The sequence below is a fragment of the Variovorax jilinensis genome, from assembly GCF_030316885.1.
In the GTDB taxonomy this organism is placed as follows: domain Bacteria; phylum Pseudomonadota; class Gammaproteobacteria; order Burkholderiales; family Burkholderiaceae_C; genus Variovorax; species Variovorax jilinensis.
This window is the reverse complement of sequence record NZ_JASZYQ010000002.1, coordinates 768,239-792,782: the sequence shown is the minus strand read 5'-3', so window position 1 is coordinate 792,782 and position 24,544 is coordinate 768,239. Positions and strand designations below refer to the sequence as shown.

Genomic DNA, 24,544 nt, shown 5'->3' with positions numbered 1-24,544 from the left:
GAGAAGATGACTGGATTACTTGGCCGGGATCTGGCCGGCCCCCGGTGCGGGTGCAGCCGGTGCAGCCGGCGCGGATGCGGCGCCCGCCGGTGCAGCGGGAGCGCTGCCGCCGCTCGGGATCTGCGCGGCCGATTCGGGCACCGCAGGTGCAGGCGTCGGCGCGGCGGCCGGAGCACCGACGGCGGCGCGTTCGAGCAGGCTGCCACCGCCCGTGGGACGCGCATGGCTGAAGTAGGCCAGCAGCAGCGTGCAGGCGAAGAAGACCGCCGCCAGCACCGCGGTGGTGCGAGAGAGGAAGTTGGCACTGCCGCTGGCACCGAAGAGGCTGCCCGCGCTGCCGCTGCCGAAGGCCGCGCCCATGTCGGCGCCCTTGCCGTGCTGGATCAGGATCAGGCCGATCATCGCGAGTGCGGTGAGCATCTGCACGCCCACGAGGATGTTGAGGACCACGTTCATTCGTTCTAACTCCAAAATTTTGTCTGGTTGCGGATCGCGTTTCAGCGGGCCGCGGCAATGATCTGCAGGAAATCGGGCGCCTTCAGCGAAGCACCGCCGATCAGGCCGCCGTCGATGTCGGCCTGGGCCAGCAGCTCGGCGGCGTTGGCGGCATTCATGCTGCCGCCGTAGAGGATGCGGATGCCGGCCGCGTGTTCGCTCGCCGCATGGTGCAGCTGGGCGCGCAGCAGTGCGTGCACGGCCTGCGCCTGCTCGGGCGTGGCGGTCTTGCCGGTGCCGATGGCCCACACGGGTTCGTAGGCGACCACGATCTCGCTGATGCAATGGCCGTTGACGTGGATCACGGCGGCCAGTTGCCGCTTGACCACCTCGGCCGTATGACCGGCCTCGCGCTCGGCCAGCGTCTCGCCCACGCACACGATCGGCGTGATGCCGTTGGCGAGCGCCGACGCAGCCTTCGCTGCCACTCCCTCGTCGGTCTCGCCGTGGTACTGGCGACGCTCCGAATGGCCCACCAGCGCATAGCGCACGCCGAACTCCTTCAGCATGGCGGCCGATTGTTCGCCCGTGAAGGCGCCCTGCGGCTGGGCCGAGATGTCCTGTGCACCGAGCGCGATCGGCGATGCCGCCACCAGCGACTGCACCTGCGCGAGGTAAGGCGCCGGCACGCAGACCGCCACCTCGCACGCGGGTGTGCCGACTCCGGCCAGCAGGGCCTTCAGCAGCGCCTCGTTGGCCGCGAGGCTGCCGTTCATCTTCCAGTTGCCGGCGATCAGCTTCTTCTTGGTTGTCATGTCGTTTCTGTTCACCAGGTCAGCACGATCTTGCCGATGTGCTGGTTCGATTCCATCAGGGTGTGGGCCTGGGCCGCGCCGCTCGGTTCGCCCGCGGCCGCGAAGCGGCTGTGGACGATCGGCTTGATCGCGCCGCTTTCGAGCAGCGGCCAGACCTTCTCGCGCAGCGCCTTGGCAATCGCGCCCTTGAACGCCACCGGCCGGGGACGCAGTGTCGAGCCGGTGATCGTGAGGCGGCGGCGCAGCACGAGGCCGGCGTTGATCTCGGCCTTGACGCCGCCCTGCACCGCGATGATCACGAGCCGGCCGTCCTCGGCCAGGCAATCGAGCTCGCGCGCCACGTAGCTGCCGGCCACCATGTCGAGGATCACGTCGACGCCCTTGCCGCCCGTGAGGCGCCTGGCCTCCTCGGCGAAATCGGCCGTCCTGTAGTTGATCGCGTGGTCGGCGCCCAGCTTCAGGCAGGCCTCGCACTTGTCGTCGCTGCCCGCGGTCACGATCACCGTGGCGCCGAGCGCCTTGGCGATCTGGATCGCGGTCACGCCGATGCCGCTGGAGCCGCCCTGGATCAGCAGGGTCTCGCCCTTCTGCAGCCGGCCGCGCTCGAACACGTTGCTCCAGACCGTGAAGAAGGTCTCGGGCAAGGTGGCGGCGTCGACATCGCTCCAGCCCCTGGGCACCGGCAGGCACTGCGCGACCGGGGCCGTGCAGAGCTCTGCGTAGCCACCGCCCGCGACCAGCGCGCAGACGTGGTCGCCGATGGCGAAGCCCGCCGCGGCCAGCGCCTTCGCGTCGCCCGCGACGATCTCGCCCGCGACCTCGAGGCCCGGCAGATCGGATGCACCCGGCGGTACCGGATAGTTGCCCGTGCGCTGCAGCACGTCGGGCCGGTTGACGCCGCTGGCGGCGACACGGATCAGCAGTTCGCCCTCGCCCGCCACGGGGGCCGGGCGTTCCGCCACGCGCAGCACCTCGGGGGCGCCGAACGATGAGATCTCAATGGCTTTCATGCTGTGTTCCTGGGTACGGCGCGCGCTCTCGCGCACGCCGGCCGGCCCGCAGGCTGCGGTGGCGTCGCCGCCACCGCGGCCCGTCAGGCCGAGTGGTCGCCGCCGCGGTTCGTTTCCTGACCCGGTTGCTGCTGCTGCTCGACCACCGCTTCAGGCTGCTCGCCGCCGCGCTCGTTGTTGTTGTCGAAGCGCGGTGCGCGATCGGCACGCGGGGCACGGTCGCCACGGTCGCCGCCGCGGTCCGAACGCTCGCGACGGTCGCCGCGATCGCCACGGTCCTCGCGCGGCGCGCGTTCCTGGAATTCCATGCCGGCCGGACGCTCGGCCAAAGCCTTCATCGACAGCTTGACGCGACCCTTCTCGTCGGTCTCGAGCACCTTGACCTTCACGATCTGGCCTTCGCTCAGGTAGTCGGTGACCTTCTCGACGCGCTCGTGCGCGATCTGGCTGATGTGCAGCAGGCCGTCCTTGCCGGGCAGCAGGTTGATCAGTGCGCCGAAGTCGAGGATCTTGGTGACCGGACCTTCGTAGACCTTGCCGATTTCCACTTCGGCCGTGATCTGCTCGATGCGCTTCTTGGCGAACTCGGCCTTCTCCGGATCGGTCGAGGCGATGGTGATGGTGCCGTCCTCGTCGATGTTGATCGTCGTACCGGTTTCTTCCTGCAGGCCGCGGATGACCGCGCCGCCCTTGCCGATCACGTCGCGGATCTTCTCGGGGTTGATCTTGAGCGTGGTCAGGCGCGGCGCGAAGCTCGACACCTCGGCCTTGGCCTCGCCCATGGCTTCCTGCATCTTGCCGAGGATGTGCATGCGCGCTTCCTTGGCCTGGGCCAGGGCGACCTGCATGATTTCCTTCGTGATGCCCTGGATCTTGATGTCCATCTGCAGGGCGGTGATGCCGTTGGTCGTGCCGGCCACCTTGAAGTCCATGTCGCCCAGGTGATCTTCATCGCCGAGGATGTCGGTCAGCACGGCGAAGCGGTTGTCTTCCTTGATCAGGCCCATGGCGATACCGGCCACGTGGGCCTTCATCGGCACGCCGGCGTCCATCATCGACAGGCAGCCGCCGCAGACCGAAGCCATCGACGACGAGCCATTCGATTCGGTGATTTCCGAAACGACGCGGATCGTGTACGGGAACTCTTCCTTGTTCGGCAGCACGGCGACCAGCGCGCGCTTGGCGAGACGGCCGTGGCCGACTTCGCGGCGCTTGGTCGAGCCCATGCGGCCGACTTCGCCGGTGGCGAACGGAGGCATGTTGTAGTGGAACAGGAAGCGGTCTTCGTATTCGCCCATCAGCGCGTCGATGCGCTGTGCGTCGCGTTCGGTGCCGAGCGTGGTGATGACCAGCGCCTGCGTCTCGCCGCGCGTGAACAGCGCCGAGCCGTGGGTGCGCGGCAGCACGCCATTGCGGATCTCGATCGGGCGCACGGTGCGCGTGTCGCGGCCGTCGATGCGCGGTTCGCCCGACAGGATCTGGCTGCGCACGATCTTCGATTCGATCGAGAACAGCAGGTCGTTGACCTTGCCGGCGTCGAAGGGCTCGCCGCTTTCCTTGAGCGAGGCCATGACGCTGGCGTTGGCTTCGCGCAGGGCCTGCGTGCGGGCCTGCTTGCTGCGGATCTGGTAGACCGCGCGCAGCTTTTCCTCGGCCAGGCCCTTGACCTTGGCGACGAAGGCTTCGTCTTCGGCCGGAGCGACCCAGTCCCACACCGGCTTGCCGGCGTCGCGCACGAGTTCGTGAATCGCGTTGATCGCGACGTTGGCCTGCTCATGGCCGAACACCACGCCGCCGAGCATGATCTCTTCGCTCAGCTGCAGGGCTTCGGACTCGACCATCAGCACGGCGGCTTCGGTGCCGGCAACGACCAGGTCCATCTGCGAATCCTTGCGGGCGGTCTGGCCCGGATTCAGCACATACTGGCCGTTGATGTAGCCCACGCGGGCGGCGCCGATCGGGCCGCTGAACGGGATGCCGGAGATCGACAGCGCGGCGCTGACGCCGATCATGGCGGCGATGTCGGCATCGACCTCGGGGTTCAGCGACAGCGTGTGGATGACCACGTGCACTTCGTTGAGGAAGCCTTCGGGGAACAGCGGACGGATCGGGCGGTCGATCAGCCGGCTGGTGAGCGTCTCGTGCTCGCTGGGCTTGGCTTCGCGCTTGAAGAAGCTGCCGGGGATCTTGCCCGCGGCGTAGGTCTTCTCGATGTAGTCGACGGTCAGCGGGAAGAAGTCCTGGCCCGGTTTGGCCGACTTGGAGGCGACCACGGTGGCCAGCACCACGGTGCCGTCGATGTCCACGGTCACGGCACCGCTGGCCTGGCGAGCGATTTCGCCGGTCGAGAGGACGACGGTCTTGTCGCCCCACTGGAAGGACTTGGTGACTTTGTTGAAGAGGCTCATGTTGTGCTCCTGATTGTTTGGCGGTGGTTCTGCCTCGTGACGACCACGGGGCCCGCCGGGGGCCGGAGCGCATCTCAGAACACGATGCCATTCCAGGGAAATTCGGGCAGAACCTCTCTGGAATGACACAGCTTCGCTCTGTTTTTGCGGCTCCGAAGTAAAAAACGCCTGAGCTAGCGGACTAACCCAGGCGTTTTTGCATGCGATTCGACTTACTTGCGCAGGCCCAGCTTGGCGATCAGCGCGGTGTAGCGGTCGGCGTCCTTGGACTTGAGGTAGTCCAGCAGCTTGCGGCGGCGGCTCACCATGCGCAGCAGGCCACGGCGACCATGGTGGTCCTTGGCATGCGTCTTGAAGTGAGGCGTGAGCTCGTTGATGCGGGCGGTCAGCAGTGCGACCTGGACTTCGGGGCTGCCGGTGTCGTTGGCGGCGCGGGCGTTGTCCTTGACGACTTCGGCCTTGATGGAGGCGGCGATCATGTGTGTTTCCTTCGTTCCGATCCCGGGGCTTGAACCGTCGGGATGTTTGACTTGCGGTGTGCGCTGGAACTGCACCCACCGTGCGCTTGCAACATGCAAAGCTTTGGGATTATATACCGAGCGCGTCCCGGCTCGGTGCAGGCGCTCCGGCGGTGATTCAGCGCTGCTTGGCGAGCCAGCGCTCGAGGCGGGAAACGCCCTCCACCAGCCGCTGCCTGTCCTTCGAGGCAAAGCACCAGCGCAGCCAGCCCTGGGCCTCGGGAGCGAAGGCATTGCCGGGCGCCAGGCCGAGGCCGGCTTCCACGACCAGCCTCTTGGCGACATCGAGCGAATCGCCGAAGCCCTGGAGCTGGAAGAAGGCGTACATGCCGCCGCTCGCCGGCGCGACCTCGACGCCGGGGATCGCGGCCAGCAGCGGCACCAGCGTGTCGCGGCAGGCCTTGAGGTGGGCCACGACCCGCGGCGTGATCTCGGCGCCGTGCGCGAGCGCCGCGATGCCGGCGCGCTGCGTGAAGACGCTGGCGCACGAGGTGTTGAACTCGATCAGCTTGCCCATGCCCTCCATCAGCGCCGGGGGCAGCACCAGCCAGCCCAGGCGCCAGCCGGTCATCAGGAAGCTCTTGCTGAAGCTGTGCGCGACCACCAGGCGGTCGTCCGGGGCAGCCAGGTCGAGGAAGCTCGGCGCGCAGCCCTTGGGCGAGGGCTCGTAATAGAGCCGCTCGTAGACCTCGTCGGCCAGGATCCAGGTGCCGGTGGTGCGGCAGTGGTCGAGGATCGTCTGCTGCTCGTCGCGCGTGAGCGTCCAGCCGGTCGGGTTGTTGGGCGCATTGACGATCAGCAGCTTCGTGGCCGGCGTCACGGCCGCCCGCAGCGCGTCGAGGTCGAGCGTCCACTGGCCGGCCTGGGGCACCAGCGACAGGCAGCGCACGCGGGCGCCGAGGATCGCCGGCTGGGCCGTGAGGTTGGGCCACACGGGCGTGATCGCCACCACTTCATCGCCGGCGTCGACCAGCGCCTGCACCGCGAGCATCAGCGCGCTGACGCCGCCCGAGGTGATCGCGATGCGCGAGGCGTCAATCCGCGGATGCAGCTCGCTCATGTAGCCGGCGACCGCCTCGCGCAGCTCGGGCAGGCCCAGGTTGTGGGCGTAGAAGGTCTCGCCGCGCTGCAGCGATTCGATCGCGGCCTGGCGGATCACCTCGGGCGTGACTTCGTCGCTCTCGCCGAACCAGAAGGCGAGCACGTCGCTGCGGCCGAGCCCGGCATTGGCGACCTCGCGGATCTTCGAGGCTTCGAGGTCGTGGATGGCTTGTCTCATCGATGTCTTCCTGGCCTGCGCCTCAGGGGCGCTGCATCTTGCAAGTGGTCGGCATCTCGGCACGGCTGGCCGGAATCATCTTCACGACCCGGAAACCGTAGCCGGAGCCCTCGACGTCGAACCTGACGCCCTGCGCGCCCTGCCTGTCCATGACGCCGACCACCAGCGGCTGCTGGAACTGATGGTCCTCGGCGCGCATGTGGCCGCGCTGGCCGGCGAGCGTGACGTCCGCCTTCTCGAGCGCGCGCGCCACGGCTGCCGTGTCGACGCTGCCGGCGCGCTCGATGGCCTGTGCGAGCGCCTCGACCAGCAGCTGCATGCGCATGTGGACGTAGTCGTCGGAGGGCTTGGGGAAGCGGGTTCGGAAGTCGCGGTAGAAGGCCTCGCTCTGCGGAGTCTGCACGTTCGGCAGCCAGTCGGCCACCGCCACCACGCGGCCGATGCCGGCATCGCCGATGGCGGCCGGCGCACCGAGCGCATTGCCGTAGAAGGTGTAGAAGGTGCCGTTGAAGCCGGCCTCGCGCGCGGCCTTCACGAGCAGCGTGAGGTCGTTGCCCCAGTTGCCGGTGATGACACCCTGCGCGCCGCTGGCCATGATCTTGGTCGCATAGGGCGCGAAGTCCTTCACGCGGCCCATCGGATGCAACTCGTCGCCGACCACCTGCACGTCGGGCCTGAGTCCCGCGAGCTGGCGGCGCGATTCACGCAGCACCGACTGGCCGAAGCTGTAGTCCTGGCCGATCAGGTAGACGCGCTGCAGCGACTTGTCGTCCTGCAGCACCTGCATGAGCGCGCTGACGCGCATGTCGGCATGAGCGTCGAAGCGGAAGTGCCAGAAGCTGCAGCGCTCGTTGGTGAGCACCGGGTCGACCGCCGAGTAGTTGAGGAACAGCACGCGCCGCGACGGGTCGCGCTCGTTGTTCTTGTCGATGGCGTCGATGAGCGCCGCCGCGGTGGCCGACGAGTTGCCCTGCAGCACGATGCGTGCGCCGTCGTCCATGGCCGCACGCAGCGCCGACAGCGCTTCCTCGTTCTGGCCCTTGCTGTCGTAGCGGTCGAGCTGCAGCATGCGGGCACCGCCCGGCAGCTTGACGCCGCCACGCGCGTTGACGCGCTCGACAGCCCACAGCAGGTTGCGGAACACGGCCTCGCCGGTGTTGGCGAAGGGGCCGCTCATGCTCTCGATCATGGCGAGACGGATCGGCTGCGTGGAGGCCGGCGACGGGGCCTGCGCGAATCCGAGAGCCGGAGCGCATAGCGCCAGGGCCGCCAATTTCAAGGCCCTGCGGCGCCAAATAAAGCTGGAGATCATTGTCTTGAAACGCACCACACCGCGCCTAGATGGGAGCCATGCGGCAGATGTCTTGTGAACGGCCGCGCAGTGTAAGGGACACACATTCCTTGTCCCGTTGCTCATCCTCAGCCCAGGAGTCTCATCATGTTCTTCGCACCCGCAGTCCGCACCGCCCGTTTCGTCCCGCGCGCCCATGACCGCAGCCTCGAGCGCTTCGTCAACGAAGCCTTCGTCGGCGCCCAGCGCTCGCTCAATGTCGAGCAGGACGACAAGACCTGGACCCTCACGCTCGACGTGCCCGGCCTCTCGCGCGACGACCTGACGATCGGCATCGAAGGCGCCGTCGTCCGCATCGAGAGCAAGGCCGAAGCCAAGCGCCAGTTCAAGGCCGCCTACGAGCTGCCGCAGGACATCGATGTCGCGACCAGCGAAGCCAGGCTCGAGAACGGCGTCCTGACGCTGAAGCTCGGCAAGCTGGTGCCGGTCAGCAACGTCGCGCAGCTGACGATCAACTGATCCTGCGAGCGCGCACCCGGCGGCCCCGAGCCCGCTCAGGCCTGCTGGGGCTCGCCGAGCGAGGCCAGGGGCCAGCGCGGCTTGACGTCGAAGGCATAGCGCTCGGTCGGCGGCTGGATGCCGGCCTCGAGCCGCATCGCAGCGGCCATCGCGATCATGGCGCCGTTGTCGGTGCATAGCGCGAGCTCCGGGTAGTGCACCCGCACGCCGCGCCGGGCGCAGGCCGCATCGAGCTGCTCGCGCAGCATGCGGTTGGCGCCGACGCCCCCCGCGACCACGAAACGGTCGAGGCCGGTCTGCTCGAGCGCCGCCATCGATTTCTTCAGCAATACCTCGACGATCGCGGCCTGGGTCGAGGCCGCCAGGTCGGGCTTGCGCGCCTCCAGCTGGTCGCCGAGCTTGCGCGCCTGGGTCAGGACCGCGGTCTTGAGGCCGGCGAACGAAAAGTCCAGGTTGCCGCTGTGCAGCAGCGGGCGCGGCAGCTTGAAGGCCTCGGGATCGCCCTGCTCCGCCAGCCTGGCCAGCCATGGCCCGCCCGGGTAAGGCAGCCCCATGAGCTTGGCGCTCTTGTCGAAGGCCTCGCCTGCGGCGTCGTCGATGGTCTCGCCGAGCAGCGCATAGCGCCCTACCCCGTCGACCCGCATGAGCTGGGTGTGGCCGCCGGAGACCAGCAACGCGACGAAGGGGAACTCCGGCGGATCGGCGCTCAGGAAGGGCGACAGCAGGTGGCCCTCGAGATGGTGCACGCCGAGCACCGGCCGGCCGAGCGCCGCCGCCAGCGCGCAGGCCACGCCGGCGCCGACCAGCAGCGCCCCCGCGAGCCCTGGTCCGCGCGTGTAGCCGATCACGTCGACCTCCGACAGGCTGCGGCCGGCCTGGGCGAAGACGGCCTCGGTCAGCGGCAGAACGCGCCGGATGTGATCGCGGCTCGCGAGTTCGGGCACCACGCCGCCATAGGCCTGGTGCATCGTGATCTGGCTGTGCAGCGCGTGCGCCGCGAGCCGCGGCAGGCCGCCGGCGCCGGCTTCGACCAGCGCCACGCCGGTTTCGTCGCAGGAGGACTCGATTCCCAATACAAGCATGCGACGAGTGTAGGGCCGGCCCCATGGCCCGACGGCGCACCTTGACTTCGAGGCATGGATGTTGCTCGATGTCGTGACCCCATGAAATCCGGACTGAGCTTTCTTGTCGCCGCCCTGCGTTGCGAGATCGACGCCCTCGAGCAGCTGGCCCGCACCAGCGAGCTGGTGGGCACCATCGCGCGGCTGGTGCACGGCCTGCAGCGCGAACGCGGCATCTCGAACGTGCTGCTGGCTTCGCGCGGCCAGCGTTTCGCCCGCGAGCGTGTCGAGCAGCTCGCGCAGTGCGAGCTGCTCGAGGCCGCGGTCCGGCAGGCGTTCGAGCAGCTCGATGCCGATGGCGGGTCGATCGGCAACGGCGCCCGCCTGTTCAGCCGCATCGCCTGGGTGCTGCCGGGCTTGAATGCGCTGCCGGAGCTGCGGCGTCGCATCGGCGCCTTCGAGATCGATGCCGACCGCTCGACCGCTGCCTTCGTCAAGCTGATCGCCGGCCTGCTCGCGGTGGTCTTCGAGGCCGCCGACGGCGCCACCGACCCGGAGATATCGCGCCGGCTGGTGGCGATGTTCAATTTCATGCAGGGCAAGGAATTCGCGGGCCAGGAACGGGCCTGCGGTGCGGCCGCCTTCGCGTCGGGTCAGAACGACAGCGCGCGCCAGCAGCAGTGGCTGCACCTGATCGCCTCGCAGGAGCACTGCTTCGAGCGTTTCGTCGATTTCTCGGAAGCCGGCGTCGCCGGGCTGTGGCGCGCCAGCCAGCAGCCGGCGCAGCTGGCCGAGCAGGAGCGGCTGCGCCGCATCGCCTGCGCGGCGCCGGCCGGCGTGGTGCTCGACACCAACCTGAGCCAGACCTGGTTCGACGGCTGCACGCGCCGCATCGACGCCATGCAGGCGATCGAGGAGCGACTGGCCGCCGAGCTGCGCGCCCTGTGCGACGCCAGGACCGCCGAGGCGCGCCACCAGCTCGCCGGCCACCAGGCGCTGCTCGAGACGCTCGCGGCCGACGATGGCATCGCCGCCACGCCGGCCGCGCTGTTCCTCGACGACGACGGCGGCACGCCCGAGCCCTCGGCCGGCGCGGCGGCCTACGGCCCGCAGCTCGAGCGCTCGATCCTCGAGATGGTGCGCGACCAGTCGCGCCGGCTTCAGGCCATGGGCGACGAACTCGACACCGTGCGCGCGGCCCTGAACGAACGCAAGCTGGTCGAACGCGCGAAGGGCCTGCTGATGGCGCACCGGCGCCTGAGCGAGGAAGAGGCGCACAAGATGCTGCGGCAGACCGCCATGAACCAGAACCGGCGGCTCATCGACGTTGCCGAATCGGTGCTCGCCATGGCCGAGTACCTGCCCGCCGAGCCGTCGCGCTGAGTGCATCGAGGCCCGGAATGGTGCGACGCACAAATTCCGGGCAGCCGGCAGCTGATCCGCGCTGACGGCGATTTCCTCAAGCCGGGACAAGGATTGTTGCTACGGTTTTGATAGCAATCGGCCGTGAATCGACGTTGGCACGGCGCTTGCAATCCTCCCAGGTACAGACCGACGTAGGTCTACAGGCAGACGGCATCCAACGGCGGGTGCAGTCGGCCGACACGGACAAAGGCGTCCTCATCCGCAAGGGGCTCGTTTTCGAGCAGCCCCTGCGCGACGAGGACGCCTTTTTTGTTTTTCGATCCGCCTTTTCCTCTTTCATCGGAGTTCGCCCCATGACCGATTCCCTGCTGCCTTCCAAACTGAGTCGTCGCCGCGTGCTGCAGGTCGCTGCCGCCGGCGCGATCGGCCTCGATCCCGCGTTGCGCGCCGCCGTCTGGGCCCAGGGCTCGGACAAGCCCGAGAAGGAGGAAGTCCGGATCGGCTTCATTCCGCTGACCGACTGCGCCAGCGTCGTGATGGCTTCGGTGCTGGGCATCGACAAGAAGTACGGCGTCAAGATCGTCCCGAGCAAGGAAGCCAGCTGGGCCGGCGTGCGCGACAAGCTTGTGAACGGCGAGCTCGACTTCGCCCACGTGCTCTACGGCCTGGTCTACGGCGTGCACGTCGGCATCGGCGGCCCGAAGAAGGACATGGCGGTGCTCATGACCCTGAACAACAACGGCCAGGCCATCACGCTGTCGAAGAAGCTGGCCGACAAGGGAGCGGTCGACGGCGCCTCGCTGGCCAAGCTGATGAGCAAGGAGAAGGCCGAGTACACCTTCGCCCAGACCTTCCCGACCGGCACCCATGCGATGTGGCTCTACTACTGGATGGCGGCCAACGGCATCGATCCGCAGAAGGACGCCAAGGTGATCACCGTGCCGCCGCCGCAGATGGTGGCCAACATGCGCGTGGGCAACATGGACGGCTACTGCGTCGGCGAGCCCTGGGGCCAGCGCGCGATCATGGACGGCATCGGCATCACGGCCATCACCACGCAGGACATCTGGAAGGACCACCCCGAGAAGGTGCTCGGCACCACGGGCGACTTCGTGAAGAAGTACCCCAACACCGCGCGCGCCGTGACCGCCGCGATCCTCGAGGCGGGCAAGTGGATCGACGCCGGCCTGCAGAACAAGAACAAGATGGCCGAGACCATCGCCGACAAGAGCTACGTCAACACCAACGTCGACGCGATCAACCAGCGCATCCTCGGGCGCTACACCAACGGCCTCGGCAAGAGCTGGGACGACCCCAACTACATGAAGTTCTACGCCGACGGCGCGGTGAACTTCCCCTACCTCTCCGACGGCATGTGGTTCCTCACCCAGCACAAGCGCTGGGGCCTGCTCAAGGAGCATCCGGACTACCTGCAGGTGGCCTCGCAGATCAACCGCATCGACATCTACAAGCAGGCCGCCGCCGCGACCAAGACTTCAGTGCCGAAGGACGTGATGCGCAGCAGCAAGCTGTTCGACGGCACGGTCTGGGACGGCAAGGACCCGAAGAAGTACGCCGAGTCGTTCAAGGTCCAGGCCTGAGGAGCACAAACATGGTCAGCGCCGTCTTTCATTCCCCGCTGGACACCGGTCCGGCCCTCGCCACCCCGGTGCCGATGCGGGTCGCCGCAGCGGGCGCCACGTCGACCCCGACTGCCGTGCCCGCCGCATCCGTCACGCAGGTCACGCCGGTCACGCCGCCCGCCCCCGAACGTCCGCCGCGCGACTTCGGCGCAATCTGGCGGCACGGCATGCCGCCGCTGCTGGGCTTCGGGCTGCTCATCCTGATCTGGGAACTGGTGGCGCTCAGCAGCACCACCGGCTTCCCGTCGCCGCTCGCGACCTGGAAGCAGGCCCTCGACGTCTTCAGCGATCCCTTCTACAGCAAGGGCCCGAACGACCAGGGCGTGGGCTGGAACGTGCTCTCGTCGCTGCAGCGCGTGGCGCTGGGCTTCGGCCTCGCCGCTGCCGTCGGCATCCCGGCCGGCTTCGCGATCGGCCGCTTCAAGTTCCTCTCGCGCATGTTCAATCCGCTGATCAGCCTGCTGCGTCCGGTGTCTCCGCTGGCCTGGCTGCCGATCGGCCTGCTGGTCTTCAAGGGCGCGCATCCGGCCGCCATCTGGACCATCTTCATCTGCTCGATCTGGCCCATGATCATCAACACGGCGGTGGGCGTGCAGCGCGTGCCGAGCGACTACATGAACGTCGCGCGCGTGCTGAACCTGAGCGAATGGAAGATCTTCACGCGCATCCTTTTTCCCGCCGTGCTGCCCTACATGCTGACCGGCGTGCGGCTCGCGGTCGGCACCGCGTGGCTCGTGATCGTCGCGGCCGAGATGCTGACCGGCGGCGTCGGCATCGGCTTCTGGGTCTGGGACGAGTGGAACAACCTCAACGTCTCCAACATCATCATCGCGATCTTCGTGATCGGCATCGTCGGACTGCTGCTCGAGTTCGCGCTGATCCGCATCGCCACCGCGTTCACCTTCGAAGAGGTGAAGTCATGAGTCGCACCGCCTTTCCCAGCACGAATGCCGCAGCGCTGCTGCGCGGAGGTTTCCAATGAACGACGACAGCAAGTACATCGAGATCCAGGGCGTCGAGCAGCGTTTCAAGACCGCCCGCGGCAGCTTCCTCGCGCTGCGCGACATCGACCTGCGGGTGGCCAAGGGCGAGTTCATCACGCTGATCGGCCACTCTGGCTGCGGCAAGTCGACGCTGCTGAACCTGATCGCCGGCCTGACCGTGCCGACCCAGGGCGTGCTGCTGTGCGCCAACCGCGAGATCAAGGGCCCGGGCCCCGAGCGCGCCGTGGTGTTCCAGAACCATTCGCTGCTGCCCTGGCTCACCTGCTACGAAAACGTCCACCTCGCGGTGGAGCGCGTGTTCGCGGCCACCGAGAGCAAGGCACAGGTCAAGGCGCGCACCGAGGCCGCGCTGGCCATGGTCGGGCTGACCGCCGCGGCCCAGAAGCGGCCGGGCGAGATATCGGGCGGCATGAAGCAGCGCGTGGGCATCGCACGCGCGCTGTCGATGGAGCCCAAGGTGCTGCTGATGGACGAGCCCTTCGGCGCCCTCGACGCGCTCACGCGCGCCAAGCTGCAGGACGAACTGCTGGCGATCGTGCAGAAGACCCGCAGCACCGTGGTCATGGTGACGCACGACGTCGACGAGGCGGTGCTGCTGTCGGACCGCATCGTGATGCTGACCAACGGCCCGGCCGCCACCATCGGCGAAGTGCTCACCGTCGACATCGCGCGGCCGCGCAACCGCGTGGAACTCGCCGAGGACCCGACCTACGTGCATGCGCGCAAGGCGGTGATCGATTTTCTCTACACGCGCCAGGCCCACGTCGAGAAGACCGCGGCCTGAGCCGCCGGTGCCGCCCTCGCGTGAACCGTGAGTCAGGACATGATGACCTGCAGGCTGTGTTCGTACGAGGCGGTGAGGCGCTCGAAGGTGTCGACCAGTGCATCGCTGGAACGCACCAGCGAAGTCCGGCCGTCGGCGCTGTCGAGGCCGCGCACGCCGCCCATCAGGCGCAGCCATTCGTCGCGCGCAACCGCGAGCGCGGCGCGGATCTCGGGCGATCTCAGCGGCGTCGCCTCGAGTTCCGTCAGCGCGGCCTCGAACTCGTCCATCGTGGCCGCCAGGCGCTGCTGCGAGTCGGGGGCCGGCAGCATCGATGCCAGCAGGGCATCCTTGGCCAGCCGCTGCGCGCGCATGCGCTGCCGGCCGCAGATGTTGACGATGCGCAGCGCCCGGCGGCCACCGGAGGCCTCGAGCGCTTCGGTCAGCGCCTCGGCGGTGGCCAGAAGGGCTTCGGCGCGGGCGTCGATCGCCGCCAGGGCCATCGGCCGCACGGCCAGCGCCGCCTTCAGTTCCTGCCACGCACTGCGCGACCTAGCCAGCGCCGCGATGCCGGGCTGGCCCAGCGCCAGGGTCGCGAGATGATCCAGGTTGTGCTGCACCCGCTCGGCGGATTCGGTGTGCAGCACCCGGGCGCGCCGCGCATCGATGCCGGCCAGGCCCTGCGCGGCGAGCCGCACCAGCCGCTGCGACAGCATGCGCAACTGGCCTGCGCGGTTGATGGCATCGGCCCACTGCGCGGCCTCGAGCACCGAGCGCGAGACCTCGCCGAGCCGGAGGTTGGCGTGCATCGCGGCCCCGCGCAGCAGGCCGAAGGCCTCGTCCTCGTCGATGCCGCGGGCCGCCATCAGCAGCCCCTTGGCGCGGTCGATCCACTTGCGCTCGTCCAGGCGGGTGCGGGAGGCCTCCAGTTCGGTGCGCAGCGCAGCCTCGCGTTGCCGGCGCGCGCGGGCGCGGGCCAGCAAGGCATCGAGCGACGGTGCGTCGAGCCCGTCCATCGGCGCCCAGGCATGCACGCCGAGCGCCACCAGCCGCTCGTGCGCGCCGGCGTCGAGCGGCGCGCTGACCAGGCCCAGGGCGCAGGGCGGCGCACCCGACCAGGCACGCAGGGCCTCGTACAGGGCCTCGGGCGCTGGCAGTGGCAGCCAGAGCAGGACCTCGTCTGGTGCCGAGGCCGCGACCCGGCGCACCAGATCGCTGCAGGCGATCGACTCGATGGCGCGGCCGGCCAGGGCCCGCGCGAGCGCGGGAGGCAGCGCGGCATCGGGGTTTTCAGAGGGAAGAGCGACGAGCAGAGAGGTCACGGGAACGGGCTGGAAGTGATGCGAAGCATAGGCCAGGCGGGCCTCCACTCACTGGCATGCCTCTTGCGTGATTCGAGGGGCGGTGTAACGAAGCACCGCATTGGTGAAGCGGCAGACCACTGCCCGCAACCCGGCGAATCCATCGCCGGGCCCACCCCTCAGGCCGCCGGCTGTCGCCGCTGCCACCCCTCTCCAACCCCGTCCGACGACACGGCCTGCTTGCGGCCGCGCCGCGGCATTTCGCATTGACCGCCATGTCCAGCTTCAAGACGTTTCTGCAAACAGGCCACGGCCCGACGCTGTTCTCGGCCTTCCTGTACTTCTCGTTCTCGTGCTGCATCTGGGTGCTCAACGGTGCCATGGCGCCCTTCATCGGCGAGACCTTCGATCTCTCGCCGGCACAGAAGGGCCTGATGCTGTCGGTGCCGATCATCGCCGGCGCACTGATGCGCTTCCCGCTCGGCATCCTGTCGCAGTACATCGGCCGCAAGAACGCGACGCTGGTCGAGATGGCCCTGATCGCGGTGGCGATGCTGTTCGGCTTCTTCTTCGTCAAGAGCTTCAACGACCTGCTCGCGATGGGCGTGCTGCTCGGCATCGCGGGCGCCAGCTTCGGTGTCGCGCTGTCGCTGGGCTCGGGCTGGTTCCCGCCGCAGCACAAGGGGCTCGCGATGGGCCTGGTGGGCGCCGGCAACGTCGGCACGGCGGTGTCGGTGCTGGTGGCGCCGCCGCTCGCGCAGTGGCTGGGCTGGCAGGCGGTGTACGGCGTCGCCGCCGGCGCGATCCTGCTGCCCATGGTCGTGATGATCGTGTTCGCCAAGGAGCCGCCGGACGTCGACAGCCACGCCAGCTTTCGCGAGCACATCGCCTGCCTGTTCGAGAAGGACGGCTGGGTCTTCAGCCTGATCTACGGCGTGACCTTCGGCGGCTTCATCGGCCTCACGACCTTCCTGCCCTCCTACTACTACGACCAGTTCGGCGTGAGCAAGGTGCAGGCCGGCCAGCTGACGATGCTGGCGGCCTTCATGGGCGCCGCGGTGCGCATCGTCGGCGGCTGGATCTCCGACCGCTGGGGCGGCGTCAACACGCTGACGCTGGTGCTGGCGGTCGTGGCGGTCGGGCTGGTGCTGGTGGGCTTCTCGTCCTTCTCGCTGGTCCTCACCACGCTGCTGCTGATCGTCTGCTTCGCGGCGCTCGGCGCCGGCAACGGCGCCCTCTTCCAGCTCGTGCCGCTGCGCTGGCCGGCCAGCACCGCGGTGGCGGGTTCGATGATCGGCGAGATCGGCGCGCTCGGCGGCGGCCTGGTTCCGAACGCGATGGGCCTGTCCAAGCAGTACCTGGGCAGCTATGCCTGGGGCTTCGTCTTCTTCGCGCTGCTGTCGCTGGTGATGCTCGGCGTGATGCGCATCATGCAGATCCGCTGGACCCGCACCTGGGCCGAAAAGGGCGGCCGCGCGCGGATCGCGGCGCACCACTCGGCGCCTGCAAATGCCGCGAAGTCACCCAGGGCTCGAAACGCATGAACCACACCATGCCAATGCCAGGGATGCCGCGGAACCGGCTTCGCCGGGCCGCTGTTATCGCCCCCGGCGAGGGGGTGGAGCGCGACACGCAGTGCGCGAGCCCGCGGGAGTGCCTACTTCGGCAGGAAGAGCAGCCACAGCACCAGCAGTGCGTTGAACAGCAGCGACACGGCCAGCCCGATCTTCACGAGGGCAGCCGGATCGCGATGGATCAGCGGCGTGGCGCCCGGCGACCCGACGGGGCGCGAAGCACCGCGCTCGAGCGCCAGCAGCAGTTCCTCGGCGGTCTCGAAACGCAGGCGCGGGTCGCGCGCCACAGCCTTGCACACCAGATGGTCGAGCCAGACCGGCACATCGGGGCGGATGCGCGACAGTGCGACCGGGTCGCGCCGGTAGCGCGCCAGCTGGTAGGGCTCGATCTCGCCATAGGGCAGTCGCCCCGCAAGCCATTGGTAGAGCGTGACGCCGAGCGCGAACAGGTCGCTGCCCGCATCGGCGCCGGCACCCTCCCACTGCTCGGGATTGATGTAGCTCGGCGTGCCCGCATGCAGCTCGCGCTGCGCATCGCCTTCGCGGCCGGACAGCGCGACGCCGAGGTCGAGGACGCGCCAGCGGCCGTCGTCGCCCAGGTGCAGGTTGCCCGGCTTGATATCGCGATGCACCACGCCGTGCCGGTGCAGCCGCCCCAGGGCCCGGGCGACCGCGATGGCAGCGGCGACCACCTCGGCCGTGTTGCCGCGCGGCCCGGATTTCTGCAGCTGCTCGAGCGTGCGCCCGCCGTGCCAGTCGAACACGATGTAGAGGGCGCTGGCGTTGCCGGCCCGTTCGTGCACGCGCACGAAGCCGCTGTCGGCACGCGCGCTGACGTGCAGACCGAGCCAGGCCTCGTGCGCCAGCATGGCGCGCTCTTCGGGATCGCCGGCGCGCGAGGGATGCAGCGTCTTGATCGCGACCAGTTCGCGCGTGTCCGGATCACGCGCCTGGTAGAGCAGGTGCACGCCGGTGTCGGCGACCCGCGCGGTGACGACGTAGCCGTCGAGCAGGTCGCCGACCTTCAGCGCCGCAGGCGGTGCCAGCCGACGGACGTCGCCGAGCTCGTCGTCGAGCCGGCGCGCATCGAGGCCGATGACGCGGATCACCAGCGCCGTGGCGTTGTCGCGCGTGCCGGCCGCCAGCGCTGCGTTCACCAGCGCCTCGCTGCCCTCGCGCGCCGTGCCCTGCAGCGCCAGGCGCGCCAGCAGCGGCGCCTTGAGCACCCCGTGCACGCCGTCGGAGGTCAGCACGAAGCAGTCGCCGACGCGCATGTCGCCCTGCACGTAGTCGACCCGCACCTGGTCGTCGAGGCCAATCGCGCGGGTCAGCCGGCTGCGCAGGTCCGGGTGCTCGAAGGCATGGTCCTGGGTCAGCGCCACGGCAGCGTCGCCATCCTCGCGAACACGCCAGCCGCGGGTGTCGCCGACATGGGCCAGCGTGTAGCTCTGGCCATGCAGCACCAGAGCGGTCAGCGTGGTGAGCGCCGTGCCGCCACCGCCCTGCCGGCGGCGGTTGTGGTCGGCCAGCCAGGCGTTCTGGGCGCCGATGAGACGGTCCAGCGCGGCCGTCGGCTCCCATGTCTCGGGCGTCGCGAAATAGTCGGCCAGCAGGCCCATGACGGTGGTCTGCGCCGCTTCAAGTCCGCGGCCGCCGGTGGCCACGCCGTCGGCGATGGCGGCGATCAGTCCGCGCGCCTCCTCGCCGGCAGGCGCGCGAACGGTGCCCGCGAAGTCCTCGTTGACCTCGCGGGGCCCGCGCTGGCTGCTGTAGCCGATGTCCACTTCGAAGCTCATGGCGCCATTGTCCATGTGCCTCTCGCCGCGCACCGTGCGCATCCGTCTGCTTGAGTTCCCACGAAAGGTCCCACCCCATGAAGAAGATGAAGCTCGTGATGGTCGGCAACGGCATGGCCGGCGTGCGCACGCTCGAAGAGCTGCTGAAGATCGAACCCGATCTCTACGACGTCACCGTGTTCGGCGCCGAGCCGCACCCGAACTACAACCGCATCCTGCTGTCGCCGGTGCTGGCGGGCGAGCAGACCGTGGACGAGATCGTGCTCAACAGCTGGGAGTGGTACACCGAGAACCACATCACGCTGCACGCCGGCAGGACGGTGGTCGAGGTCGACCGCGTGAAGCGCGTGGTGCGCGCCGATGACGGCACCGAGGCCGAATACGACCGCCTGCTGCTGTGCACCGGCTCCAACCCCTTCATGCTGCCGGTGCCCGGAAAGGACCTGAAGGGCGTGATCGCATACCGCGACATCGCCGACACCGAATACATGATCGAGACCGCGCGCACGCACAAGAACGCGGTCGTGATCGGCGGCGGCCTGCTGGGCCTCGAGGCCGCCAACGGCCTGATGCTGCGCGGCATGAACGTGACCGTGGTGCACGTCAACCAGTGGCTGATGGAGCGCCAGCTCGACGACGTCGCCGGCAAGCTGCTGCAGAAGTCGCTCGAGGAACGCGGCCTGCAGTTCCGCATCGGCGCGCAGACGCAGGAGCTGGTCGGCGGACCCGAAGGCCGCGTCACTGCGATCCGCTTCAAGGACGGCACCGAGGTGGCGGCCGACCTGGTCGTGATGGCGGTCGGCATCCGGCCCAACACCGGACTGGCCGAGAAGATGAACCTGCACGTCAACCGCGGCATCGTGGTCAGCGACACCATGCAGACCGTGACCGACGCGCGCATCTACTCGGTCGGCGAATGCGCGGCACACCGCGGCATCGCCTACGGCCTGGTGGCACCGCTGTTCGAGCAGGCCAAGGTGGCGGCCAACCACCTGGCGCAGTTCGGCATCGGCCGCTACCTCGGCTCGCTGACCTCGACCAAGCTCAAGGTGACGGGTATCGACCTGTTCTCGGCCGGCGAGTTCATGGGTGGCGAAGGCACCGAGGAGATCGTGATGAGCGACCCCTTCGGCGGCGTCTACAAGAAGCTGGTGATCAAGGACGACAAGCTGGTCGGTGCCTGCCTCTACGGCGACACGGTCGACGGCAGCTGGTACTTCAAGCTGCTGCGCGACGGCCGCAGCGTGCACGACATCCGCGACAAGCTGATGTTCGGCGAATCGAACATCGGCGACACCGGACACGAAGGCCACAGCAAGGCCGCGACCATGCCCGACGAGGCCGAGGTCTGCGGCTGCAACGGCGTCAGCAAGGGCACGATCTGCAAGGCCATCAAGGACCGCGGCCTGTTCACGCTCGAAGAGGTCAAGAAGCACACCAAGGCCAGCGCATCCTGCGGCTCGTGCACCGGACTGGTCGAGCAGATCCTGATGTTCACGGCCGGCGGCGACTATTCCGCGACACCGAAGAAGAAGGCTGTCTGCGGCTGCACCGACGCCAGCCACCAGGACGTGCGCGATGCGATCCGCAAGGCCCACTACCTGACGCACGACGAGGTGTATCGAAACCTCGGCTGGCGCACGCCCGACGGCTGCTCGAGCTGCCGTCCGGCGGTCAACTACTACCTGATCTCGACCTGGCCCAAGGAGGCCAGGGACGATCCGCAGAGCCGCTTCGTCAACGAGCGCAGCCACGCCAACATCCAGAAGGACGGCACCTATTCCGTGATCCCGCGCATGTGGGGCGGGCACACCACGCCCGACGAGCTGCGCCGCATCGCGGACGCTGCCGACAAGTACAAGATCCCGACCGTCAAGGTCACGGGCGGCCAGCGCATCGACCTGCTGGGCGTGAAGAAGGAAGACCTCGAGAACGTGTGGAAGGACATCGGCATGCCCTCGGGCTTCGCCTACGCGAAGTCGCTGCGCACCGTGAAGACCTGCGTCGGCAGCGAGTGGTGCCGCTTCGGCACGCAGGACTCCACCCAGATGGGCAAGGACCTGGAGCGCGCACTGTGGGCCATGTACTCGCCGCACAAGGTCAAGCTGGCGGTCTCGGGCTGCCCGCGCAACTGCGCCGAATCGGGCATCAAGGATGTCGGCGTGATCGGCGTCGACTCGGGCTGGGAGATCTATGTCGGCGGCAACGGCGGCATCAAGACCGAGGTGGCGCACTTCCTGGTCAAGGTGAAGACCGCCGAGGAGGTGATGGAGCACGCAGGGGCCTTCCTGCAGCTCTATCGCGAGGAAGGCTGGTACCTGGAACGCACCGTGCACTACATCGGTCGCGCGGGCCTGGACCACGTCAAGAGGAAGATCCTCGAGGACGCCGAGGGCCGCAAGGCCCTGTGGGAGCGGCTGCAGTTCGCGCTCGATGGCGAACCCGATCCGTGGTTCGAGTCGAGCCAGGCGGCGGTCGACGTCCGCCAGTTCACCCCCGTGGCCGTGATGGCCGCATCGCAGACCGCCTGAGGAGCACACGGCCATGAACCAGTGGAAAGCCATCTGCCGCGTCGACGACATCCCGGTGCTGGGCGCGCGGCGCGTGGCGCGGCCCTCGGGCATCGATGTCGCGGTGTTCCGCAATGCCGAGGACCAGGTCTTCGCGCTGCTCGACCGCTGCCCGCACAAGGGCGGGCCGCTGAGCCAGGGCATCGTCTTCGGCACCAGCGTGGCCTGCCCGCTGCACAACTGGACCATCGGCCTCGACGATGGCTGCGCGAAGTCGCCCGACGAGGGCTGCACGCCACGCTTCGCAGTCAAGGTGGCGCACGGCGTGGTGCACCTCGACGACGAGGAGCTGGCGGGCCACGCCACCGAACTGGAACGGCCGGTTGCCGGCCCGAAGCGATCCGTCGCAGCCTGAAGGACGACATGAACCAGACACGTTCCACCTGCCCCTATTGCGGCGTGGGCTGCGGCGTGATCATCGAATCCGATGGCACGCAGATCATCGGCGTGCGCGGCGACCCCGACCACCCGGCCAACTTCGGCCGGCTCTGCACCAAGGGCTCGACCCTGCACCTGACGGCCAGCGCGGCAGTCACGCGGCAGACGCGGCTGCTGCAGCCGCTGCGGCGGGCCGAGCGCCACGCCACGCCCGAGCCCATGGCCTGGGAGCCGGCGCTCGACCTGGCCGCCGACAGCTTCGCCCGCGTCATCCGCGACCATGGGCCGGACGCAGTCGGCTTCTACGTCTCGGGCCAGCTGCTGACCGAGGACTACTACGTCTTCAACAAGCTGGCCAAGGGCCTGGTCGGCACCAACAACATCGACACCAACTCGCGCCTGTGCATGAGCAGCGCGGTGGCCGGCTACAAGAAGACGCTGGGCGCCGATGCACCGCCGGCCTGCTACGACGACCTCAAGTTCGCCGACTGCCTGTTCATCGTCGGCAGCAACACGGCCTGGGCGCACCCGATCCTTTTCCGGCGCATCGAGGATGCCAAGGCGGCCAACCCGGCGCTGAAGATCATCGTGGCCGATCCGCGCCGCACCGACACGGTCGAGATCGCCGACCTGTTCCTGCCGATCCAGCCCGGCACCGACGTCATGCTGTTCAACGGCATGCTGCACCTGATGCTCTGGGAAGGCTGGACCGACGCAGGCTACATCGCCCGGCATACCAGCGGCTTCGATGCGCTCAAGACCACGGTGCGCGACTGCACGCCCGAACGCGTGGCTCAGGTCTGCGGCATCGACAAGGACGACCTGCTGCAGGCCGCGCGCCTGTTCGCGACCTCGACGGCCACCCTGAGCCTGTACTGCCAGGGGCTCAACCAGTCCTCATCCGGCACGGCGAAGAATGCCGCGCTGATCAACCTGCACCTGGCAACCGCGCAGATCGGCAAGCCCGGCGCCGGGCCGTTCTCGCTGACCGGCCAGCCCAACGCCATGGGCGGCCGCGAGGTCGGTGGCCTGGCCAACCTGCTGTCGGCCCACCGCGATCTCGCGAACCCCGAGCACCGCGCCGAAGTCGCTGCCCTTTGGCGTGTGCCCGACGTCCCGCCGAAGCCCGGCAAGACCGCGGTCGAGATGTTCCAGGCCGCCGCCGACGGCGAGATCCGCGCGCTGTGGATCGCCTGCACCAACCCGGCGCAATCGATGCCCGACCAGGCCACAGTGCGCCGCGCGCTCGAGCGCTGCGAGTTCGTGGTGGTGCAGGAGGCCTTCTCGACCACCTCGACCTGCGACTTCGCCGACCTCCTGCTGCCGGCCACCACCTGGGGCGAGAAGGAAGGCACGGTCACCAACAGCGAGCGCCGCGTCTCGCGCGTGCGGCCGGCCGTGCCGGCGCCGGGCCAGGCCCGCGACGACTGGGCGATCGGCGTGGCCTTCGCGCACAAGCTGGAGGCGCGGCTGGCGCGGCCCGGCCATCCGAGCACGCTGTTCCCCTATGCCAACGCCGAATCGGTCTGGATCGAGCATCGCGAGAGCACCCGCGGGCGCGACCTCGACATCACCGGCATGAGCTACGCGATGCTCGAGGCGGCGCCGCAGCAATGGCCACTGCGCGAAGGCGAAGCCACCGGGCGGGCACGGCTCTACGAAGACGGCGTGTTCCCGACGCCCGATGGCCGCGCCCGGTTCGTCGACACGCCCTACAAGCCGGTGGCCGAGGCCCGCGAGGCGCGCTACCCCTTCTCCCTCAACACGGGCCGGCTGCGCGACCAGTGGCATGGCATGAGCCGCACCGGCACGCTGGGCCGCCTGTTCGGCCACGCGGGCGAGCCGAACGTACAGCTGCACCCGCAGGACATCGCGCGCCGCCAGCTGGTCGAGGGCGACCTGGTCCACGTGACTTCGCGGCGCGGCTCGATCGTGCTGCCGCTCGCGGCCAGCACCGAGGTCGGCCTGTCACAGGCCTTCATCGCCATGCACTGGGGTGGCGAATACCTGAGCGGCCGCTCGAGCACCGGTGAGCGCCTCGCGGGCATCAACGCGCTGACCACGCCCAGCTACTGCCCCGACTCCAAGCAACCCGAGCTCAAGCACGCGGCGGTCAAGATCCTCAAGGCCGAACTGCCCTGGTCGCTGCTGGCCGCCGCCTGGCTGCCGCAGGACGCGGCGCTGGACGTGGCGGGCGAGTTGCGCGCCCTGATGCAGGCCTTCCCCTTTGCCAGCTGCGTGCCCTTCGGGGCCGGCGGTGCGCTCGAAGGCGGCGCCGCCGAGCGCACCGGCATCCTGTTTCGCGCCGCGGCCTACGAGGCCCCGCCCGACGACCTGCTGGCCCGCATCGAAGGACTGCTGGCGCTGGGTGGCAGCGACACGCTGCGCTACGCGGATGCGCGGCGCGGCCAGCGGCGCGCGGTGCGCCTGGTTCGCGAGGGCGAGGAAGCCCGGCTCGAGGGCTTCCTGCTCGGCGGCGACACCCGCGCCGAGGCCTGGATCAAGGCACTGCTGCAGGACCGCCTGCCGGCCCAGGCCTACGGCCGCCAGCTGCTGCGCCCGGGCGCCGCCGCGCCGGCCGGGGTGGCGGCCCGCGGCAAGGTCATCTGCAGCTGCTTCGGCGTCACCCAGACCGACATCGAGGCACAGCTGGCAACTTGTGCGGGCGACGAGAGCCAGCGCCTGGCCGCGCTGCAGGGCGCGCTCAGGTGCGGCACCAACTGCGGCTCCTGCCTGCCCGAGCTCAAGCGCATGGTTCGTGCGGTCGAAGTGCATAAGCTCACTGCCCAACCGGCATAAGGCATGCGGGACAAT

The 24,544-nt window shown here is 68.9% G+C and carries 19 protein-coding genes; 9 read left to right on the top strand and 10 right to left on the bottom strand.

Annotated features, from left to right (window positions below; all coding sequences use genetic code 11):
- Positions 1-15 precede the first annotated feature (15 nt).
- The 7 genes from secG to QTH87_RS10835 form a co-directional block, all read right to left on the bottom strand.
- Positions 16-456 (bottom strand): preprotein translocase subunit SecG, encoded by a 441-nt coding sequence (secG, locus tag QTH87_RS10865; protein WP_286608918.1) that lies wholly within the window; start codon positions 454-456, stop codon positions 16-18.
- A gap of 41 nt (positions 457-497) precedes the next feature.
- Positions 498-1,250 (bottom strand): triose-phosphate isomerase, encoded by a 753-nt coding sequence (gene tpiA / locus QTH87_RS10860; RefSeq protein WP_286608917.1) that lies wholly within the window; start codon positions 1,248-1,250, stop codon positions 498-500.
- 11 nt (positions 1,251-1,261) lie between these two features.
- Positions 1,262-2,260 carry an NAD(P)H-quinone oxidoreductase gene (locus tag QTH87_RS10855; protein WP_286608916.1) on the bottom strand — a complete coding sequence of 333 codons (999 nt, stop codon included), beginning with the start codon at positions 2,258-2,260 and terminating at the stop codon, positions 1,262-1,264.
- A gap of 83 nt (positions 2,261-2,343) precedes the next feature.
- Entirely contained in the window at positions 2,344-4,668 is a 2,325-nt protein-coding gene (gene pnp, locus QTH87_RS10850; RefSeq protein WP_286608915.1) for a polyribonucleotide nucleotidyltransferase, read from the bottom strand.
- Between the two features lie 212 nt (positions 4,669-4,880).
- Positions 4,881-5,147 carry a 30S ribosomal protein S15 gene (rpsO, locus tag QTH87_RS10845; protein WP_007837783.1) on the bottom strand — a complete coding sequence of 89 codons (267 nt, stop codon included), beginning with the start codon at positions 5,145-5,147 and terminating at the stop codon, positions 4,881-4,883.
- A gap of 157 nt (positions 5,148-5,304) precedes the next feature.
- Positions 5,305-6,528 (bottom strand): pyridoxal phosphate-dependent aminotransferase, encoded by a 1,224-nt coding sequence (locus QTH87_RS10840; protein ID WP_286608914.1) that lies wholly within the window; start codon positions 6,526-6,528, stop codon positions 5,305-5,307.
- Positions 6,488-7,777, bottom strand: a complete 1,290-nt coding sequence (locus tag QTH87_RS10835) for a branched-chain amino acid ABC transporter substrate-binding protein (protein ID WP_286609070.1) — start codon at positions 7,775-7,777, stop codon at positions 6,488-6,490. The genes QTH87_RS10840 and QTH87_RS10835 overlap by 41 nt, the downstream gene beginning before the upstream one ends.
- Positions 7,778-7,903: 126 nt before the next feature.
- Here QTH87_RS10835 and QTH87_RS10830 point away from each other — a divergent pair, with 126 nt between their 5' ends.
- On the top strand, positions 7,904-8,275 hold the full coding sequence (locus QTH87_RS10830; protein ID WP_286608913.1) for an Hsp20/alpha crystallin family protein: 372 nt from the start codon (positions 7,904-7,906) through the stop codon (positions 8,273-8,275).
- A 35-nt stretch (positions 8,276-8,310) separates the two neighbouring features.
- Here QTH87_RS10830 and tsaD read toward each other — a convergent pair whose 3' ends face one another.
- On the bottom strand, positions 8,311-9,357 hold the full coding sequence (gene tsaD / locus QTH87_RS10825; RefSeq protein ID WP_286608912.1) for a tRNA (adenosine(37)-N6)-threonylcarbamoyltransferase complex transferase subunit TsaD: 1,047 nt from the start codon (positions 9,355-9,357) through the stop codon (positions 8,311-8,313).
- An 81-nt stretch (positions 9,358-9,438) separates the two neighbouring features.
- On the opposite strand from tsaD, the gene QTH87_RS10820 reads away from it, so the two are divergent.
- From QTH87_RS10820 to QTH87_RS10805, 4 genes are all read left to right on the top strand, one after another.
- Entirely contained in the window at positions 9,439-10,719 is a 1,281-nt protein-coding gene (locus tag QTH87_RS10820; protein ID WP_286608911.1) for a nitrate regulatory protein, read from the top strand.
- Between the two features lie 335 nt (positions 10,720-11,054).
- The gene (locus QTH87_RS10815; protein WP_286608910.1) at positions 11,055-12,302 is read left to right on the top strand and encodes a CmpA/NrtA family ABC transporter substrate-binding protein; all 1,248 of its coding nucleotides are present in this window, start codon (positions 11,055-11,057) and stop codon (positions 12,300-12,302) included.
- Between the two features lie 11 nt (positions 12,303-12,313).
- Entirely contained in the window at positions 12,314-13,267 is a 954-nt protein-coding gene (gene ntrB, locus QTH87_RS10810; protein WP_286608909.1) for a nitrate ABC transporter permease, read from the top strand.
- Positions 13,268-13,322: 55 nt separating this feature from the next.
- Positions 13,323-14,132 carry an ABC transporter ATP-binding protein gene (locus tag QTH87_RS10805; protein ID WP_286608908.1) on the top strand — a complete coding sequence of 270 codons (810 nt, stop codon included), beginning with the start codon at positions 13,323-13,325 and terminating at the stop codon, positions 14,130-14,132.
- Between the two features lie 32 nt (positions 14,133-14,164).
- On the opposite strand, the gene QTH87_RS10800 is transcribed toward QTH87_RS10805, so the two are convergent.
- Positions 14,165-15,433, bottom strand: a complete 1,269-nt coding sequence (locus tag QTH87_RS10800) for an ANTAR domain-containing protein (RefSeq protein WP_286608907.1) — start codon at positions 15,431-15,433, stop codon at positions 14,165-14,167.
- Positions 15,434-15,687: 254 nt separating this feature from the next.
- Here QTH87_RS10800 and QTH87_RS10795 point away from each other — a divergent pair, with 254 nt between their 5' ends.
- Positions 15,688-16,956, top strand: a complete 1,269-nt coding sequence (locus QTH87_RS10795) for an MFS transporter (RefSeq protein WP_286608906.1) — start codon at positions 15,688-15,690, stop codon at positions 16,954-16,956.
- Positions 16,957-17,069: 113 nt separating this feature from the next.
- Here the strand turns inward: QTH87_RS10795 and QTH87_RS10790 are convergent, their stop codons facing one another.
- Positions 17,070-18,782, bottom strand: a complete 1,713-nt coding sequence (locus tag QTH87_RS10790; protein ID WP_286608905.1) for a bifunctional protein-serine/threonine kinase/phosphatase — start codon at positions 18,780-18,782, stop codon at positions 17,070-17,072.
- Positions 18,783-18,859: 77 nt separating this feature from the next.
- Between QTH87_RS10790 and nirB the strand changes: the two genes are divergently transcribed.
- The 3 genes from nirB to QTH87_RS10775 are packed head-to-tail and all read left to right on the top strand — an operon-like array spanning position 18,860 to position 24,529.
- The gene (gene nirB / locus QTH87_RS10785) at positions 18,860-21,313 is read left to right on the top strand and encodes a nitrite reductase large subunit NirB (RefSeq protein ID WP_286608904.1); all 2,454 of its coding nucleotides are present in this window, start codon (positions 18,860-18,862) and stop codon (positions 21,311-21,313) included.
- A 13-nt stretch (positions 21,314-21,326) separates the two neighbouring features.
- A complete protein-coding gene (gene nirD, locus QTH87_RS10780; protein WP_286608903.1) occupies positions 21,327-21,707 on the top strand; it encodes a nitrite reductase small subunit NirD in 381 nt (126 codons plus the stop codon).
- 8 nt (positions 21,708-21,715) lie between these two features.
- On the top strand, positions 21,716-24,529 hold the full coding sequence (locus tag QTH87_RS10775; RefSeq protein WP_286608902.1) for a nitrate reductase: 2,814 nt from the start codon (positions 21,716-21,718) through the stop codon (positions 24,527-24,529).
- The last annotated feature ends 15 nt before the right edge of the window (positions 24,530-24,544 follow it).